We start from the raw sequence: 17,484 nt of genomic DNA, 5'->3' as shown, positions 1-17,484 counted from the left end.
TCAGAAAATTTAAAACTTGGAGGAGCATGCTATGAAGCAAATTTTTCAAAAGAAGCCTATTGCAAAGCTAATGCAAGAGAGTAAGCAAAAGACATTAGCAAGAACATTGGGTGCATTGGATTTAACTATGCTTGGAATCGGGGCAATTGTTGGAACAGGTATTTTTGTCCTAACGGGCGTGGTAGCAGCAAAACATTCTGGACCAGCTATTATATTATCATTTGCGATAGCCGCGTTAGCCTGTGCCTTTGCTGCATTTTGTTATGCTGAATTCGCTTCTTCAGTTCCTGTCTCAGGCAGTGTGTATACGTACACATATGCGACGATGGGAGAGGTATTCGCATTTTTAATTGGATGGGACTTAATGCTCGAGTATTTACTCGCTACATCTGCTGTAGCAAACGGTTGGTCCGCTTATTTTCAATCTTTATTAAAGGGATTTGGGATCCATATTCCTACCATTCTCTCCTCGGCCCCTGGTACAGGAAAGGGTGGAATAATTGACTTGCCTGCGGTTCTAATTATTTTGGTAATGACAGTTCTTTTATCTAGAGGTGTTCGTGAAAGTGCACGAATAAATAACATTATGGTGTTTATTAAATTAGCGGTTGTTCTCATATTTATCTTTGCTGGTTTTAATTATGTAAAACCTGAAAATTGGACACCTTTTATGCCGTTTGGCTTAGATGGTGTAATGGCTGGAGCTGCTACAGTGTTTTTTGCATTCATAGGGTTTGATGCAGTTTCAACGGCAGCAGAAGAAGTGAAACGTCCACAACGTGATTTACCAATTGGCATTATTGCATCTTTATTAATTTGTACGGTTCTTTATATTGTTGTTTCACTTATTTTGACAGGAATTGTTCCATACGGACAGTTAAATATATCAGATCCAGTTGCTTTTGCACTTCAATTTATTGGACAAGATAGTTTAGCGGGAGTAATTTCAGTAGGAGCAATTACAGGAATCACAACAGTAATGTTAGTTATGATGTATGGGCAAGTACGTGTTTCGTATGCAATGAGCAGAGATGGATTATTGCCGAAGCGCCTTGCTAAAGTCCATCCAAAATTTAAAACACCATTTTTAAATACATGGACAACAGGAATTATTGCAGCACTTATTTCAGGATTAATAGATTTAAATGTATTAGCGCATCTTGTAAATATGGGGACTTTATCAGCCTTTGCACTTGTAGCTGTTGCTGTTATTGTAATGAGAAGAACTCATCCGGATTTACCAAGAGCATTTAAGGCACCGCTTGTACCATTTTTACCAGCATTAACGGTGATTTTTTGTTTATATTTAATGCTTCAGTTATCCGGAACTGCTTGGATTAGTTTTGGGGTATGGATGGTTATCGGTATTGCGGTTTACTTCTTATATAGCCGAAAACATAGTGCTTTAAATAATAGTAAAGACGAAGAAGATGCAGCGAATTTATAAGTTGAAAAATCCATTCTAATTCTGTTAGGATGGATTTTTTGTTCTGAAAATTTACATTTTTCTGATTCTGTATATAATATAATTGTTGGGGAACTGAGGGGGGAATGTATGAAAAATACGTGGCGTGAGTTAAGGGAGATGGACCGAAACATATGGATTCGGTTTATTGGCGAAACGTTAAATGGAATTGCAATGATGATGTTGATGCCTTTTTTTGCCCTATATTTAAAAGATAAGGTGGATTCGTTATTGGAAGTAGGGGTTATTATGGCACTTTCTCCGATTGCCGCAAGTTTCGGTTCTCTTCTTGGTGGGAGGATTGCTGATATATATGGAAGAAAGCCAATAATGATTTTTTCAATGGTGAGTAATGCTTTGTTCATGCTAGGTTTTTTATTTATAGAAGGATTTATTCCTTATGCTATTTTATCTATTTTTTTAGGGCTCAGTAATTCATTATTCCATCCCGCTGCATCAGCAATGGTTGCGGATGTAACAGCGCCTGAAAAAAGAACAGAAGCATATGGTTTATTACGAATGGGGCACAATATAGGTGCTGCAATTGGCCCGATAATGGGTGCTTCAGTAGTTATGTTGTCGAAGAACCTTGTGTTTATTATTGCCTCGTCTACGATGTTATTTTATGCATTACTTGTATTCATTCTTATTCAAGAGACAATGCCAAAGAGTGCGACTAAAGAAGAGAATAAAGAAAAGGAATCAGAGGCAGTTTGGAAAATTGTAATGAGAGATAAGGCACTAATGATTTATTTGTTAGCAGGTATCATTATTTCGATGGGATTTTCTCAAACAGAGGGCATGTTGCCGCTGCACTTTGATAATGAAATGAAAGGCATTTTTGGAACTAACAATCCATATCCATATTTAATGGCTTTAAATGGACTATTAGTTGTGTTGTTCCAATTTCAAATTTCAAAATGGGCCACAGATAAACCTGTCGGAAAGACGATGTTATATGGTGCATGTTTGTTCGGAGTTGGTTTGTTCTTTATAGGATGGTTACCGAAGTGGTTTGGAGAATTTGATGCAAATGCTACGATTATTTTAATAACGTTGCTGTTCGTTTATGCCATATATACGTTAGGTGAGATGATTATGTCGCCTGTACAGATGACGTTTGTAGCGAATTTGGCCCCTGAGCATTTGAGAGGGACTTATATGGGAGCTGCCAGTTTGCAGTGGATTACAGGAGGCGCATTCGGTCCACTTCTTGGCGGTTTTTTATTGGATCGATTACTTGGCCACTTTCTATTTACAATTTTAGCTGTAGGATGTGTAGTTGCAGGTATTGTATATGTTTCTTTAGATCGTCTCGTTGAGCAAAGGCAAAAAGGCACACTGACGAAACAATCTTCTTAATGAGTAGATGACATACACAAAAAGGGGATTTCTACATATTTTAGGTACATAACTAGATTGGATTACAATTTTATCCCGCTATTTGTGGGCAGTAAGACTTCCACCTTAAAATTCGGCTAGAGATAACTGCCTGATTGGTGCAGGCTGATAATTAGTGGGGATGGCCCCTCGTTAATTAAAGTTTCACTGTATTTTAGAATTTAATTTTGTATATTTATGAAGAAAGTTAAGTAGAAAAAGTATAGAAAACCAATAAGTGGTGTCATTTAATTATTTGTGGAAGTTACATTTTATTTCAAATAGGAACTACCTATTTTTATAAAAAGTGCTAAAATAGAAAAATGAAAACAATTGGTTAGGGTGATTTCAGTGACAAAAATTAAATTAGGTTTATTATATGGTGGAAAATCAGCTGAGCATCAAGTTTCGCTACAAACGGCTCTTGCTGCTATTAAAGCGTTAAATCAAGATAAATTCGAGATTCATCCAATTTATATTACAGAACAAGGTCAATGGGTGCGCGGTGAGCGTATTGAAGGTGAAGTAACAGATGTTGAAGATCTAAAAATGAGCGGTGCAGAAAATGCGATTTCTCCGTTATCATTAAGCACAGAAATCATTCCATCTGCAGCTTCTGAGGAAAATGCTATCGACGTTATTTTCCCATTATTACATGGACCAAATGGTGAAGATGGAACGGTTCAAGGATTATTAGAATTAATGAACATTCCTTATGTAGGAAATGGTGTTCTAGCATCTGCTGCTGGTATGGATAAAGTTGTTATGAAAAACATCTTTGCAGAAGCTGGATTGAAACAAGCGAAGTATGCATCGTTTATTCGTAGTGCATGGGAAAAAGATTGTGAAACAGCATATGAAAAAGTAGAAGAAGTTTTAGGATATCCTTGCTTCGTAAAACCAGCAAACCTTGGTTCAAGTGTTGGTATTAATAAGTGTAAAAATCGTGAAGAGCTTGAGAATGCATTTGAAGAGGCATTCCAATTTGACCGCAAAATTATTGTAGAAGAAAATATTGTTGGACGTGAAGTAGAAGTTGGTGTATTAGGTAATGATGAACCGAAATGTTCAGTTGTAGGTGAAATCGTACCGAAAAAGGACTTCTATGATTATAAGTCGAAATATATCGATGGCGATACAGCATTAATTATTCCGGCTGAAATGACAGAAGAAGAGTCTAATGTCATTAAGCGAGATGCGATTATTGCATTCCAATCGTTAGATAGTGCTGGCTTAACAAGAGCTGATTTCTTCTTAACGAAAGACGGAGAAGTATATATTAACGAAGTGAATACGATGCCAGGGTTTACGCCGTTTAGTATGTTCCCTCTACTATGGCAACATACTGGATTACCATATCCAGAATTAATTGAAGAGCTAATTCGTTTAGCGATTGACCGTCACGAAGAAAAACAAAAAATTAAATATACAATCTAACAAAAAAGGAGGAAGCACTATTCGCAGGAATAGTGCTTCCTCTATGTAAGGAGTGTTCTCATGATAAATCGAATGTTAAAACAAGTAGAACAGATGGTAAATGGTACGGGATTAGCAGAGCAATATGAGGGAATTACTATACAAGGAGTCTCTATTGATACGAGAAAAATTGAAAATGGAAACTTATATGTTCCGATTCAAGGTGAACGTTTCGATGGACATGCTTTTGTAGATAAAGCCGTTGAAAATGGAGCTGTGGCGACATTATGGATGAAGGATGTAGCAAATCCACCTGAGAATCTTCCTGTTATTTTTGTGGAAGACACGTTATCAGCATTACAAATGTTAGCGAAAAACTATCGCAATCAATTGGATGTGAAAGTTATTGGTGTGACAGGGAGTAACGGTAAAACATCTACAAAAGATATTGTAACAAGTCTTCTTGCAACTAAATTCAAAGTTCAAAAAACAGAGGGCAACTTTAATAACCATATTGGGTTACCTCTTACTATTTTAAACTTAGAAGAAAATACAGAAGTAGCTGTATTAGAAATGGGTATGTCCAGCCGAGGGGAAATTGAATTCTTATCTAAGTTAGCTCGTCCAAATGCAGCTATCATTACGAACATTGGTGAGGCACATTTAATGGACTTAGGCTCTCGTGAGGCAATTGCTGAAGCGAAATTAGAAATTGTGACAGGATTACAAGAAGGTGGAGTGTTCGTATATAACGGAGATGAGCCATTATTAACAAATCGTGTTCCTGAAATGAATTTAATAGCTGAAGCAGTTACTTTTGGTGATGCTAGAGCAAATGATTACTATCCAACGACTGTAACATTACAGGCGACTGGGACACATTTTAAAATGAATAGAGAAGAGAATATTTCATTCTACTTACCAGTATTAGGAAAACACAATGTGTACAATACGCTTGCTTCAATGGCAATTGCGAAATATTTTGGTGTAACGTGGGAAGAGATGAAAGAAGGTTTAGTAACACTGCAAATGACAGGCATGCGTATGGAAATTGTAAAAACAAATAGTGGTTTAACAATTATCAATGATGCTTATAATGCAAGTCCGACAGCTATGGAAGCAGCATTCCACTTAATGAACGGTTTAGATGGATTTGCTAAGAAGATCGTTGTACTCGGTGATATGTTAGAGCTTGGAAATCAAGAAGTACAGTTTCATTATGAAGTCGGTAAATTAATCGATCCAGCAAAAATTGCATATGTGTTCACATATGGTAAATTAGGGGCTCAAATTGCTGAAGGAGCGAAAATTAATTTCCCTATTGAGCGTGTAAAAGCGTATGATAATAAAGAGGAGCTAGTAAAAGAGTTACAAGCAGTAGTTGATGTGAAAGATGTTGTATTAATAAAAGCATCTCGCGGCATGAAATTGGAAGAAGTAATTACGATGTTGAAATAATTGGTGTATATAAATAGGGATGATAGATGCGAAAATAGAAGAAACTTATAATAAGCGCTTACAGTAAATATAAAAAAATAAAAGTGAAGAAAAAAACTCTGAATATGAAAATAAGGTAACAGTTGGGTTTGCTTTTTGCACATACAAAACTTATAATTGATAAAGTGTAATAACGTTTAGAAGTATTTTCGCGAAGAATATACGCCCGTTTATATACGTGAGCATTCAGGAAAAGGGCTTTTCCGCAAATTCGGAAAACGCCTTTTTTTAAATGATAAGTATAGGATAGAAAAGGAGAAGTAACATTGACAACATTTCGAGAATTAGGATTAAGTGAGTCTTTACTACAATCTGTTGAAAGTATGGGCTTTGAAGAGGCTACGCCGATTCAAGCTGAAACAATTCCACATGCATTGCAAGGTAAGGATATTATTGGGCAAGCGCAAACAGGTACAGGGAAAACAGCAGCATTCGGATTACCACTATTAGATAAAGTGGATACAAATAAAGAAGCAGTTCAAGGTATTGTTATCGCGCCAACGCGTGAATTAGCAATTCAAGTTGGAGAAGAGCTGTACAAAATTGGTAAACATAAACGCGTTCGTATTTTACCAATCTATGGTGGTCAAGATATTAACCGCCAAATTCGTGCTCTAAAAAAACACCCACACATTATTGTTGGTACGCCGGGTCGTATTTTAGATCATATTAACCGTAAAACACTTCGCTTACAAAACGTAGAGACAGTTGTTCTTGACGAAGCGGATGAAATGTTAAACATGGGCTTCATTGAAGATATTGAAGCGATTTTAACAGATGTGCCAGATACACATCAAACATTATTATTCTCAGCGACAATGCCAGATCCAATCCGTCGTATTGCTGAGCGTTTCATGACTGAGCCTCAACACATTAAAGTAAAAGCAAAAGAAGTAACAATGCCAAACATTCAGCAGTTCTATTTAGAAGTGCAAGAAAAGAAAAAGTTTGACGTGTTAACACGCTTATTAGATATTCAATCTCCAGAGCTTGCAATCGTATTCGGTCGTACAAAGCGTCGTGTTGATGAATTATCAGAAGCATTAAACTTACGTGGTTATGCAGCAGAAGGTATTCACGGTGACTTAACACAAGCGAAGCGTATGTCTGTATTACGTAAATTTAAAGAAGGTGCTATTGAAGTTCTTGTTGCAACAGACGTTGCTGCACGTGGTCTTGATATTTCAGGCGTAACACATGTATATAACTTCGATATCCCACAAGATCCAGAATCATACGTTCACCGTATCGGTCGTACTGGCCGTGCAGGTAAAAAAGGTATTGCAATGTTATTTGTAACACCACGTGAATCAGGACAATTAAAAAATATCGAGCGCACTACAAAACGTAAAGTTGATCGTATGGAAGCACCGACACTTGACGAGGCATTAGAAGGTCAACAACGTTTAATCGCTGAAAAACTTCAAAGCACAATTGAAAATGATAATTTATCATACTACAAGCGTATTGCAGAAGAAATGTTAGAAGAGAATGATTCTGTAACAGTAGTAGCTGCTGCTTTAAAAATGATGACAAAAGAGCCAGATACAACTCCAATCGCTTTAACGTCAGAACCACCAGTTGTTTCAAGAGGTGGCGGTTCTAAAAAACGCGGCGGTAACGGAGGCGGATACCGTGATGGTAACCGTAATCGTAGTCGTGACGGACGCGGCGGTGGCGATGGTCGTAACCGTGATCGCAATCGTGATGGTGGTAGCCGTGGTGGCGATGGCCGTAACCGTGATCGCAATCGTGATGGTGGTAGCCGTGGTCGTAAAGGTGAAGGTCAAGGTCGCCCTGGATCTTCAAATGGACGTGGCGAAAGAAAACATCATAGCCGTCCACAAGCTTAATAAAAAAGAGAATGCCCTTTGCTGGCATTCTCTTTTTTTATTTCTGTAATTGTACATACTACATAATAACTTGTGTAGAAAAGAGGTGCTACATGCTTGTAAGACTTGGATATGTTGCGATGAGTGTACATTTAAAGAATGCATCTCCATCTCAAACGATGACATATGCGCAGTTTCAACGAATTGGTGATCGAGAGGCTGCAATTCGTAAACTCGAAAGAATTGCTAATTCGAATTTAGAAAATTGTTTACGGTTATTAAAGCATAATAAAGGGCATGATATATCTTTCTTTCGGCTTAGTTCCAAGCTTGTTCCTTTAGCGAATCATGAGGAGTTGTTAGAGTGGAACTATATTCGCCCCTTAAAAGAAAATTTAAAAGTACTAGGTGATTACGCTATTCGAATGAATATGCGTATTGATTTTCATCCAGATCATTTCGTTGTGCTGAATTCACCTGAAGAGAATATTTTTAAACAATCTGTAAAGACATTGCAGATGCATAAAAAATTATTAAAAGGTATGGGGATTGAACATAAGCAACGATGCGTATTACATGTGGGTGGAGGCTATAAAGATAAGGAACTCGCATTAGAACGCTTTATAGAAAATTGGTCAAGTGTTCCAAGAAGTATCCAAGAGATGGTCATATTAGAAAATGATGATACGACCTTTTCTTTAGAAGAAACATTGTATTTAGGTGAAAAATTAGATATTCCAGTCGTGTTTGATTTGCATCACCATATGATGAATAATGATCGAGAAGATTGGCATGAAGATTGGGCGCGTGTTGTACATACGTGGGAATCGTCTTTGTTACCAGTGAAAATGCACATTTCTAGTCCTAGAGAGGGAAAAGACCCGAGAGCGCATGCGGACTTTATTGATGTAGATACTTTTTTATCTTTTTTAAAAAAGATAAAGGGAAGTGTTCCGCAAATTGATTGTATGATTGAAGCGAAGAAGAAGGATGAGTCTTTATTTCAACTAATGAGAGATTTAAGTAAACAAACAGATGTAGAAATTGTCGATGGTGCGAGCTTTTATATTAAATAAGCTCTGCACCATCGAATTTTTTTGTTAATAAAGGAGTGCAAATACCACCAATAATCAATCCTGTTAAATGGCTTATAGGGTTAGCGGAGGGATTGAAGAAAGTGAATAGTAGTAATATACATATCATGATTGAAAAAATAGCAATGTCTCTTGGATTGGAAGAACGATATCGACTATACAATAGAAATAATTGTGCACCTAGCAATCCGAAAATACCACCAGATGCCCCGGCATGAATATATTCAAGAGGCATAATGAGATAAGAAGAAATATTTCCAAGAATTCCAGAAAGGAAAAAAATAATGATGAAAGAAAAGTGCCCTAGTTGTTTTTCGATAGAAGAGCCAAGCACAAATAAACAAATACTATTAGAAAGGAAATGTTGTAAGTCTACATGTACAAGTAAGGAAGTTATGAGACGCCACCATTCTCCTTTAGCGATATATTCATTGTAGGATGCCATGGGAAAGAGAAGAAAGTCGCCTAACATAATCATGACTAATTGTATGAGAAGTAAAGCGATGACGATTGGTTGTAAGGAAATGCGGGCAGAAGGTATTAGCATGTTGTGAGTATCACTCCTTTTGCATCAGAAAGATTCTCTGTTATTCTTACAATATGAAAAAAGAAAGCTAAATAGAAGAAGGGGATTTTGAAATGATTGTAGGGATTGGAATCGATATTATTGAATTGAATCGAATTGAAAAAATGCTAGATGGAAAACTTAAATTTATGGAGCGTATTTTAACTGAAAGTGAACGTAATGTTGCTAAGGAGCTGAAGGGAAGTCGCCTTACAGAGTTTGTAGCTGGAAGATTTGCAGCGAAAGAGGCGTATTCAAAAGCGGTAGGAACTGGTATTGGAAAAGAAGTAAGTTTTTTAGATATTGAAGTAAGGAATGATGATAGAGGTAAGCCGATTCTCGTTACAAGTACAGAGCATATTGTTCATTTATCAATTAGTCATAGTAAGGAATTTGCTGTTGCTCAAGTTGTTTTAGAAAGCTCGTCACGCTAGTCTGCATATTTTATATCTTTGTCTCATATATTTGATGTAGCGATAAGGAAGGTACATCTTCCATTCATTTATAGGGGCAAAGGGGCTGAAGTGATGAAAAGGCGTCTGTTTTTAGTTCTTGTCGGTTTATTAACCGTTTTTGTGTTGGCGGGTTGTATGGAAAAGAAACAAGATGATGTTGTGAGAGATTTAGAGGCGAAAGTAAAAGGGATGAAAAGTTATCAAGCTGAAGCAAAATTATCTATTAAAACAGGGAATGAGCCTCAGGAGTACAAGGTAGAAATATGGCATAAGGAACCTTCTTTTTATCGTGTGAATTTGCAGAATGCGAAAAAAGATCAAAGCCAAATTATTTTAAGAAATGAAGAAGGGGTATTTGTATTAACGCCAGCACTTAATAAGAGTTTCCGTTTCCAAAGTGATTGGCCGCAAAATAGTAGCCAGGCTTATTTATATGAATCCCTTGTGAGAGATATTTTGCAGGATAAGAAAAACCTTACTTTTGAAAAAACAGATAAGTATTATATTTTTAAAACAAAAACAAACTATCAACATCAAAACATGTTGCCGAAACAAGAGATTACATTGAAGAAAAGTGATTTAACACCAGTTTCGGTGAAGTTAATGGATAATGATCAAAATGTTCTTGTGAAAGTAGATTTCTCAAAAGTGAAATTTGATGCGAAATTTGATAAAGGTGCATTTGATACGAAACAAAATATGTCTAGAGCGCAAGTAGATGTTCAAACAACAGCGAAAGAAGACAAACCATTTGCTATTTTGTATCCGCGTGATACGCCGCAAGGTATGGTTTTGAAAGATGAAAAAGAGTTGAAGACAGACAGTGGCAAGCGTGCGATACTCACATACACTGGAAGTAAGAAATCCTTTACTTTGATACAAGAAAAGGCAAAAGTTGCAGAGGCTTCGTCAGCGATAAGTGTGAGCGGAGAATTGGTTGATCTTGGCTTTACAATTGGGGCATTGACGAAAGATTCTTTAACGTGGTCGCATAACGGAGTAGAATATATGCTCGTGTCTAAAGGTTTAGAGCCGAAGGAGCTATTAATGGTTGCTCGTTCAGTTACAGAGAAGCAAGTGAAGTAAACTTCTTAGACGTGGTGATATATGTGCACCACGTCTTTTCTTAGTTTGAAGGGTGGATTTCATAAAAGAAGCATATAAAAGAATAAGCTTCGCATATCGTGTATAAGGAAGTGTGTTTATGGAAGAAGCACCATTTTACCGTGACACTTGGGTGGAAGTGGATTTAGATGCGATCTATAACAATATTACACACATTAAAGATTTCATTCCAAGTGATGTAGAGATTTTTGCTGTAGTCAAGGCGAATGCATATGGACACGATTATGTACCGGTAGCTAAAACGGCATTAGAAGCAGGGGCGACAAGGTTAGCGGTTGCCTTTTTAGATGAAGCTCTAGTGCTTCGAAGGGCTGGTATTACTGTGCCGATTTTAGTGTTAGGTCCTTCCCCGCCTCGTGATGTCAATGTAGCTGCTGAAAATGATGTAGCGTTAACTGTTTTTCAAAAAGAATGGGTGGATGAAGCGATCAAACTTTGGGATGGTTCATCTACAATGAAATACCATATTAATTTCGATAGTGGTATGGGGAGAATTGGAATACGCGAACGAAAAGAATTAAAAGCATTTTTAAAGAGTTTAGAAGGTGCGCCATTTTTAGAATTAGAAGGAGTTTATACACATTTTGCAACAGCGGATGAGGTGGAGACTTCTTACTTTGATAAGCAATATAACACATTTTTGCAGCAGTTAAGTTGGTTGAAAGAGTTCGGAGTGGATCCTAAGTTTGTCCATACAGCTAATAGTGCTGCAACGCTACGTTTTCAAGGGATTACATTTAATGCAGTACGAATTGGCATTGCGATGTATGGGTTATCTCCGTCTGTAGAAATACGCCCTTTTTTACCGTTTAAATTAGAACCAGCGCTATCACTGCATACGAAAGTTGCTCATATTAAACAGGTGATTAAAGGGGATGGGATTAGTTATAACGTCACTTACCGAACGAAAACGGAAGAATGGATTGCGACTGTTGCGATTGGATATGCAGATGGATGGCTTAGAAGATTACAAGGGTTCGAAGTGCTTATAAATGGTAAAAGGGTACCGATTGTAGGTCGAGTAACAATGGATCAATTCATGATACACCTTCCTTGTGAAGTGCCGCTTGGTACGAAAGTTACACTCATTGGAAAACAAGGTGATGAGTATATTAGTGCTACTGAGGTTGCTGAATATTCTGGGACTATTAATTATGAAATTATTGCAACGATAAGCTTCCGTGTGCCGAGAATATTCATACGGCACGGCAAGGTTGTAGAAGTAATCAATTATTTGAACAATATATAGAAGGTAGTATGGTTTGCTTCTTGTCATTTGAGAGGACTGTTCATTGGTTAAGAATAAGCTCATTTTTGATGAGAAGCTTTTTACTTATCATTACTTTTAACATAATTTAACGTGAATTTTGCTGGGAAACTCTTTCGTTTCTTGTTTGTAATAAGATAAAAATAAAAGAATATGAATGTTTTGTTTGTGAATTGGAAAACATAAGCAAGGAATAAGGAAGTCTTTGCAACAGGCTCCATACAATGGTATTATTACAATAGGTGTCATATATATATTTGGGTGTGTAGTTGACGGTGGAGGTGTATTTTTGTGTCCGAATCAAGTGTAACTACTGAAATCGTGGTTCGGTTGCCAAAGCAAATGGTAACGGAATTGGACGGAATTGGAAAACAAGAGAATAAGAATCGCCATGAACTAATTTGCCAGGCAACACAACTGTTATTGCGTCAACATAAGACGAAGAAACGCTACCAACATGAATCAATGCGACGTGGGTACATTGAAATGGGAAAAATTAATCTTGGTATTGCATCGGAAGCTTTCTTAGCAGAGTATGAAGCAGCTCATACAGTAGAACGCTTAGTTAGCGGGGGGTAATATTTTGATTGTAAAACGCGGCGACGTGTATTTTGCAGACCTTTCCCCAGTTGTTGGTTCTGAGCAAGGAGGCGTTCGTCCGGTTCTTGTCATTCAAAATGACATCGGAAATCGTTTTAGTCCAACGGTGATTGTAGCGGCTATTACTGCACAGATTCAAAAAGCTAAATTACCCACTCATGTGGAAATTGATGCGAAAAAGTACGGTTTTGAGAGAGATTCTGTTATTTTACTTGAGCAGATTCGAACAATCGATAAGCAGCGCTTAACGGACAAAATCACTCACTTAGATGAAGTGATGATGATTCGTGTAGATGAAGCGCTACAAATTAGTTTAGGACTAATAGATTTTTAAATCGGCAGTTTAAGTTGCTCTCTTTACAGGGCAACTTTTTTTTATTATAGAGGAGGTTACGGTTGTATATGGAAATGGTAGATAATCGACAAGCGTTAATGAAAATGTTAGTGAAGGAATTAGGCTTTACCGAAAAGCAAGTTCGTCATGTTATTCAATTAACAGAAGAAGGTAACACAGTTCCATTTATTGCTCGTTACCGAAAAGAATGGACAGGCTCTTTAGATGAAGTGCAAATTCGTACAATTTTAGAGAGATGGCAATATATGATGCAGCTTGAAGATAGGAAAGAAGAGGTTCTTCGTCTTATTGATGAGAAGGGGAAACTGACAGGAGAGTTACGTCAGCAAATTGTTAAAGCTGTAAAGTTGCAAGAAGTAGAAGATTTATATCGTCCATATAAAGAGAAAAGAAGAACGAAAGCAACGATTGCAAAAGAAAAAGGACTAGAGCCGTTAGCTGAATGGTTATTGTTATATAAGAAAGAAGATCCAAATCAGAAGGCAGTGGAGTTTATTAACGCAGAGAAAGAAGTGCAATCTGCAGAAGAAGCATTACAAGGTGCCCAAGACATTATTGCAGAAATCGTTTCAGATGAAGCAGCTTATCGTAGTTGGATTCGGAATGTTACTTTTAGAAAAGGTGTTATGTCTTCGTCCGTAAAAGATGAAGAGAAAGATGAAAAGAATATATATGAAATGTATTACAGTTATGAAGAACCGTTGCAGAAAGTAGTGCCGCATCGTGTATTAGCGATGAATCGCGGTGAGAAAGAAGATATATTGAGAGTTTCTGTTGTTCCACCAGTAGATGAGATAGTAACTTTCTTATATAAGAGAGTAATTCGTGATAACGATTCTAAAAGTGCACATTATGTAAAGTTAGCAATTGAGGATGGTTATAAACGATTAATTCAATCCTCCATTGAAAGAGAGATTCGAAAAGAATTAACAGAAACAGCTGAGGAACAAGCGATACATATTTTTTCTGAGAACTTACGTAATTTGTTATTACAACCTCCAATGAAAGGAAAGGTTGTGTTAGCTTTAGATCCTGCATATAGAACGGGTTGTAAATTAGCTGTTGTAGATGATACTGGGAAGGTTCTATATATTGATGTTATTTATCCGCATCCACCTGTTCGTAAATATGAAGATGCAAAAACGAAAGTTCTTTCTATTATAGATAAATATCAAGTTGAAATGATTGCGATTGGGAATGGTACAGCTTCTAGAGAATCGGAAGAATTTATAGTTGATGTATTACAAAATGTGAAACGAGAAGTCTTCTATATTATTGTGAACGAAGCTGGTGCGAGTGTGTATTCGGCCTCCGATTTAGCTCGTGAGGAATTTCCGAATTTACAGGTTGAAGAAAGAAGTGCTGTTTCTATTGGGAGACGTCTGCAAGATCCACTTGCTGAACTTGTGAAGATTGATCCGAAATCAGTTGGGGTTGGACAATACCAACATGATGTATCTCAAAAGAGGTTGAATGAATCATTAACATTTGTAGTAGAGACGGCAGTTAACCAAGTCGGTGTGAATGTAAATACAGCTTCAGTTGCGTTATTGCAATATGTTTCGGGTTTATCGAAAACTGTTGCGAAAAATATTGTGGCAAAGCGTGAAGAAGAAGGGAAATTTACAAAACGAACAGACTTAAAGAAAATACCGCGTCTAGGTGCGAAGACATATGAACAATGCATAGGTTTCTTACGTATATTAGAAGGGGCAAATCCGTTAGATCGAACGGGTATTCATCCAGAACAATATAAAAATGTTGAATTGTTATTGAAGAGTCTAGGGTTATCAAAAGATGACGTAGGGCAATTGCAATTACAAAAGAGCTTAGAAGAAGTGGAGATTTCTAAGTTATCGCAAGAAACGGGAGTTGGGGAGCCGACATTAGTTGATATTATAGATGCGCTCATTAGTCCAGAGCGAGACATGAGGGATGAGTTGCCTAAACCGCTTCTGAAAAAAGGGATTTTGAAATTAGAAGATTTAAAACGTGGTATGGAACTGGAAGGAACAGTTCGTAACGTTGTTGATTTTGGTGCTTTTGTTGATGTAGGTGTAAAACAAGATGGTTTAGTACATATTTCTAAACTAAGCAAACAGTATGTGAAGCATCCGTTAGATATTGTATCTGTCGGACAAATCGTCAAGGTATGGGTAGATGATATTGATACGAAAAAAGGTCGCGTTGCACTATCCATGTTGCCGATTGAATAGTAAGAGGAGAGAGCAGATGAAACTGCTCTTTTTTTATGGGATAAAACGTGTAATGGATTATGAGCTTTGATGTATTTTGCTATAATAAAACCAGCATTCATTTAGTAATTTAATTTGATACCGGTTTTTTTCAAAATATGCGCGTTGCATTTGTTTTTTTAGCCACGTAGGCATAGGAATCCCTCCTTGTTTAATCCTACTCTCAAAAATGTAAGGTACTATTGATGAGAGGTTGGTGAGTGGATTTCTATTCATGCTATATTTTTAGAAACCACGCTTCTTGAATGAGGATGGGTATATGTACTATTTAATATATGTATAAGGGAGGAGAAAAGTGTAAAAATATTTTTTAGTTTAGGAGGAATGAGAGTGGATGAGCAAGAAATACAGCGTCTGGTGGAAGAAGTATCACTACAATACTTCGGAATGCCATTTTTACATAGAGCTATGTTCAATAGTAGGTTGCGTACAACTGGTGGACGTTATCTATTGAATACACACAATATTGAACTGAATTATCGATATTACGAAATGTATGGGAAAGAAGAGTTAGTCGGAATCATTAAACATGAGCTTTGTCATTATCACTTACATATTACAGGAAGGGGCTATAAGCACCGGGATAGAGATTTTCGTGAATTGTTAAAAGAAGTTGATGCACCACGCTTCTGTAAACGAATAATTAATGAAGAGAAGGAAAAAAAGGTTTATACGTATGAATGTATGGGCTGTTTGCTTCAATATGTAAGAAGACGTCAAATAAATACAAAAAGATATGTCTGCGGAAAGTGTAAAGGGAAACTGAGCCTAATAAAGAAAACATCTTGACAGTGAAAACGCAATCCAGTATATTATAAACATGTCACGTTTGTACAAGATGTTGAGAAAAACATCTTGACTTACGATAAGAAATTTTATAAGATACAAATTGTCTTTATTATTCCGCAGTAGCTCAGTGGTAGAGCTATCGGCTGTTAACCGATCGGTCGTAGGTTCGAGTCCTACCTGCGGAGCCATACAGAGAAGTACCCAAGTGGCTCAAGGGGCTCCCCTGCTAAGGGAGTAGATCGCTAACGCGGTGCGAGGGTTCGAATCCCTTCTTCTCTGCCATACATACTGGCCCGTTGGTCAAGTGGTTAAGACACCGCCCTTTCACGGCGGTAACACGGGTTCGAATCCCGTACGGGTCACCACTTCGGAGGATTAGCTCAGCTGGGAGAGCACCTGCCTTACAAGCAGGGGGTCGGCGGTTCGATCCCGTCATCCTCCACCATATATTATATAAATAGTATCATCGCGGGGTGGAGCAGCACGGTAGCTCGTCGGGCTCATAACCCGAAGGTCGCAGGTTCAAATCCTGTCCCCGCAACCAAATGGTCCCGTGGTGTAGTGGTTAACATGCCTGCCTGTCACGCAGGAGATCGCCGGTTCGACCCCGGTCGGGACCGCCATTTTAACTTCTGCTATTTGGCAGTTGTTTTTTATTGGACATTATGTTACAATAACATTTGTCTTTGAAAAGAAGATGAATATTTCGATGGGCTATAGCCAAGCGGTAAGGCAACGGACTTTGACTCCGTCATGCGCTGGTTCGAATCCAGCTAGCCCAGCCATTTACGAGCCATTAGCTCAGTTGGTAGAGCATCTGACTTTTAATCAGAGGGTCGAAGGTTCGAATCCTTCATGGCTCACTTTTGTTTTTTCCGCGCGGTCGTGGCGGAACGGCAGACGCGCTAGGTTGAGGGCCTAGTGGGGGAAACCCCGTGGAGGTTCAAGTCCTCTCGGCCGCATCAAAAAATCTTTTTAAAAAGTACTTGCATTTGAAAATGTAGTATGATAAGATAATTGAGTCGCCAAAATACAACGACGAAAAAACATCATGAATAAGCGCCCGTAGCTCAATTGGATAGAGCGTTTGACTACGGATCAAGAGGTTAGGGGTTCGACTCCTCTCGGGCGCGCCATAACGGGAAGTGGCTCAGCTTGGTAGAGCACCTGGTTTGGGACCAGGGGGTCGCAGGTTCAAATCCTGTCTTCCCGACCACGCGGGTGTAGTTTAGTGGTAAAACAAGAGCCTTCCAAGCTCTGGTCGAGAGTTCGATTCTCTTCACCCGCTTTTAGTTCTTTGAAAACTGAACGAAACAAACAACGTGAAACGTCAATTTTTATTTTTAGATGCTAGACAAACTAACTTTATTGGAGAGTTTGATCCTGGCT

The 17,484-nt window shown here is 37.8% G+C and carries 15 protein-coding genes and 12 tRNA genes; 25 read left to right on the top strand and 2 right to left on the bottom strand.

Going from position 1 to position 17,484, the window contains the following annotated elements:
- Positions 1 to 31 precede the first annotated feature (31 nt).
- The 6 genes from ACLBWW_RS25385 to uvsE all read left to right on the top strand — a co-directional run bounded on the left by ACLBWW_RS25385 (position 32) and on the right by uvsE (position 8,666).
- A complete protein-coding gene (locus ACLBWW_RS25385; RefSeq protein ID WP_000809356.1) occupies positions 32 to 1,447 on the top strand; it encodes an amino acid permease in 1,416 nt (471 codons plus the stop codon).
- A gap of 108 nt (positions 1,448 to 1,555) precedes the next feature.
- A complete protein-coding gene (locus ACLBWW_RS25380; protein WP_048542888.1) occupies positions 1,556 to 2,827 on the top strand; it encodes an MDR family MFS transporter in 1,272 nt (423 codons plus the stop codon).
- 369 nt (positions 2,828 to 3,196) lie between these two features.
- The gene (locus ACLBWW_RS25375; RefSeq protein WP_048542886.1) at positions 3,197 to 4,282 is read left to right on the top strand and encodes a D-alanine--D-alanine ligase; all 1,086 of its coding nucleotides are present in this window, start codon (positions 3,197 to 3,199) and stop codon (positions 4,280 to 4,282) included.
- Between the two features lie 60 nt (positions 4,283 to 4,342).
- Positions 4,343 to 5,719, top strand: a complete 1,377-nt coding sequence (gene murF / locus ACLBWW_RS25370; protein WP_048542885.1) for a UDP-N-acetylmuramoyl-tripeptide--D-alanyl-D-alanine ligase — start codon at positions 4,343 to 4,345, stop codon at positions 5,717 to 5,719.
- 305 nt (positions 5,720 to 6,024) lie between these two features.
- Complete coding sequence (locus ACLBWW_RS25365; RefSeq protein WP_000206596.1) at positions 6,025 to 7,611, top strand: DEAD/DEAH box helicase; 1,587 nt, start codon at positions 6,025 to 6,027, stop codon at positions 7,609 to 7,611.
- Positions 7,612 to 7,703: 92 nt separating this feature from the next.
- Positions 7,704 to 8,666: a UV DNA damage repair endonuclease UvsE gene (gene uvsE / locus ACLBWW_RS25360; protein WP_048542883.1), complete on the top strand. Its 963-nt coding sequence runs from the start codon at positions 7,704 to 7,706 to the stop codon at positions 8,664 to 8,666.
- Here the strand turns inward: uvsE and ACLBWW_RS25355 are convergent.
- Positions 8,659 to 9,231 carry a rhomboid family intramembrane serine protease gene (locus tag ACLBWW_RS25355; RefSeq protein WP_000906923.1) on the bottom strand — a complete coding sequence of 191 codons (573 nt, stop codon included), beginning with the start codon at positions 9,229 to 9,231 and terminating at the stop codon, positions 8,659 to 8,661. The two genes, uvsE and ACLBWW_RS25355, sit on opposite strands and share 8 nt — an antisense overlap.
- 92 nt (positions 9,232 to 9,323) lie before the next feature.
- On the opposite strand from ACLBWW_RS25355, the gene acpS reads away from it, so the two are divergent.
- The 6 genes from acpS to ACLBWW_RS25325 all read left to right on the top strand — a co-directional run bounded on the left by acpS (position 9,324) and on the right by ACLBWW_RS25325 (position 15,267).
- On the top strand, positions 9,324 to 9,683 hold the full coding sequence (acpS, locus tag ACLBWW_RS25350; RefSeq protein WP_000635044.1) for a holo-ACP synthase: 360 nt from the start codon (positions 9,324 to 9,326) through the stop codon (positions 9,681 to 9,683).
- A 156-nt stretch (positions 9,684 to 9,839) separates the two neighbouring features.
- The gene (locus ACLBWW_RS25345; RefSeq protein ID WP_002096914.1) at positions 9,840 to 10,790 is read left to right on the top strand and encodes a LolA family protein; all 951 of its coding nucleotides are present in this window, start codon (positions 9,840 to 9,842) and stop codon (positions 10,788 to 10,790) included.
- A gap of 118 nt (positions 10,791 to 10,908) precedes the next feature.
- The gene (alr, locus tag ACLBWW_RS25340; protein WP_088061745.1) at positions 10,909 to 12,078 is read left to right on the top strand and encodes an alanine racemase; all 1,170 of its coding nucleotides are present in this window, start codon (positions 10,909 to 10,911) and stop codon (positions 12,076 to 12,078) included.
- A gap of 309 nt (positions 12,079 to 12,387) precedes the next feature.
- Positions 12,388 to 12,675, top strand: coding sequence for an antitoxin EndoAI (locus ACLBWW_RS25335; protein WP_000004570.1), 288 nt, complete (start codon positions 12,388 to 12,390; stop codon positions 12,673 to 12,675).
- A gap of 4 nt (positions 12,676 to 12,679) precedes the next feature.
- On the top strand, positions 12,680 to 13,030 hold the full coding sequence (gene ndoA / locus ACLBWW_RS25330; protein WP_000635963.1) for a type II toxin-antitoxin system endoribonuclease NdoA: 351 nt from the start codon (positions 12,680 to 12,682) through the stop codon (positions 13,028 to 13,030).
- A 68-nt stretch (positions 13,031 to 13,098) separates the two neighbouring features.
- Positions 13,099 to 15,267, top strand: a complete 2,169-nt coding sequence (locus ACLBWW_RS25325) for a Tex family protein (RefSeq protein ID WP_116443154.1) — start codon at positions 13,099 to 13,101, stop codon at positions 15,265 to 15,267.
- Between the two features lie 57 nt (positions 15,268 to 15,324).
- On the opposite strand, the gene cmpA is transcribed toward ACLBWW_RS25325, so the two are convergent.
- Positions 15,325 to 15,441 carry a cortex morphogenetic protein CmpA gene (cmpA, locus tag ACLBWW_RS25320; RefSeq protein ID WP_001143642.1) on the bottom strand — a complete coding sequence of 39 codons (117 nt, stop codon included), beginning with the start codon at positions 15,439 to 15,441 and terminating at the stop codon, positions 15,325 to 15,327.
- Positions 15,442 to 15,636: 195 nt separating this feature from the next.
- On the opposite strand from cmpA, the gene ACLBWW_RS25315 reads away from it, so the two are divergent.
- From ACLBWW_RS25315 to ACLBWW_RS25255, 13 genes are all read left to right on the top strand, one after another.
- Entirely contained in the window at positions 15,637 to 16,095 is a 459-nt protein-coding gene (locus tag ACLBWW_RS25315) for a SprT family protein (protein ID WP_048542876.1), read from the top strand.
- Between the two features lie 113 nt (positions 16,096 to 16,208).
- Positions 16,209 to 16,283: transfer RNA gene (locus ACLBWW_RS25310), tRNA-Asn, on the top strand.
- A gap of 3 nt (positions 16,284 to 16,286) precedes the next feature.
- A tRNA-Ser gene (locus ACLBWW_RS25305) sits at positions 16,287 to 16,377 on the top strand.
- 8 nt (positions 16,378 to 16,385) lie between these two features.
- A tRNA-Glu gene (locus ACLBWW_RS25300) sits at positions 16,386 to 16,460 on the top strand.
- Between the two features lie 4 nt (positions 16,461 to 16,464).
- Positions 16,465 to 16,540: transfer RNA gene (locus ACLBWW_RS25295), tRNA-Val, on the top strand.
- Between the two features lie 22 nt (positions 16,541 to 16,562).
- A tRNA-Met gene (locus ACLBWW_RS25290) sits at positions 16,563 to 16,639 on the top strand.
- 3 nt (positions 16,640 to 16,642) lie between these two features.
- Positions 16,643 to 16,718 (top strand) — tRNA-Asp (locus tag ACLBWW_RS25285).
- An 87-nt stretch (positions 16,719 to 16,805) separates the two neighbouring features.
- Positions 16,806 to 16,880: transfer RNA gene (locus ACLBWW_RS25280), tRNA-Gln, on the top strand.
- Between the two features lie 5 nt (positions 16,881 to 16,885).
- Positions 16,886 to 16,958: transfer RNA gene (locus ACLBWW_RS25275), tRNA-Lys, on the top strand.
- Positions 16,959 to 16,974: 16 nt separating this feature from the next.
- A tRNA-Leu gene (locus ACLBWW_RS25270) sits at positions 16,975 to 17,057 on the top strand.
- 97 nt (positions 17,058 to 17,154) lie between these two features.
- A tRNA-Arg gene (locus tag ACLBWW_RS25265) sits at positions 17,155 to 17,231 on the top strand.
- 3 nt (positions 17,232 to 17,234) lie between these two features.
- Positions 17,235 to 17,311 (top strand) — tRNA-Pro (locus ACLBWW_RS25260).
- 1 nt (position 17,312) lies between these two features.
- Positions 17,313 to 17,383 (top strand) — tRNA-Gly (locus ACLBWW_RS25255).
- The last annotated feature ends 101 nt before the right edge of the window (positions 17,384 to 17,484 follow it).

It is taken from the genome of Bacillus sp. M5A3_1b, assembly GCF_053345335.1.
This window is presented reverse-complemented; position numbering and strand designations above follow the sequence as displayed.

Coding starts and splice junctions, on each gene's coding strand:
- ACLBWW_RS25385 (WP_000809356.1), top strand. CDS start 32: ATGAAGCAAATTTTTCAAAAGAAGCCTATTGCAAAGCTAATGCAAGAG.
- ACLBWW_RS25380 (WP_048542888.1), top strand. CDS start 1,556: ATGAAAAATACGTGGCGTGAGTTAAGGGAGATGGACCGAAACATATGG.
- murF (WP_048542885.1), top strand. CDS start 4,343: ATGATAAATCGAATGTTAAAACAAGTAGAACAGATGGTAAATGGTACG.
- uvsE (WP_048542883.1), top strand. CDS start 7,704: ATGCTTGTAAGACTTGGATATGTTGCGATGAGTGTACATTTAAAGAAT.
- ACLBWW_RS25355 (WP_000906923.1), bottom strand. CDS start 9,231: ATGCTAATACCTTCTGCCCGCATTTCCTTACAACCAATCGTCATCGCT.
- acpS (WP_000635044.1), top strand. CDS start 9,324: ATGATTGTAGGGATTGGAATCGATATTATTGAATTGAATCGAATTGAA.
- ACLBWW_RS25345 (WP_002096914.1), top strand. CDS start 9,840: ATGGAAAAGAAACAAGATGATGTTGTGAGAGATTTAGAGGCGAAAGTA.
- alr (WP_088061745.1), top strand. CDS start 10,909: ATGGAAGAAGCACCATTTTACCGTGACACTTGGGTGGAAGTGGATTTA.
- ACLBWW_RS25325 (WP_116443154.1), top strand. CDS start 13,099: ATGGAAATGGTAGATAATCGACAAGCGTTAATGAAAATGTTAGTGAAG.
- cmpA (WP_001143642.1), bottom strand. CDS start 15,441: ATGCCTACGTGGCTAAAAAAACAAATGCAACGCGCATATTTTGAAAAA.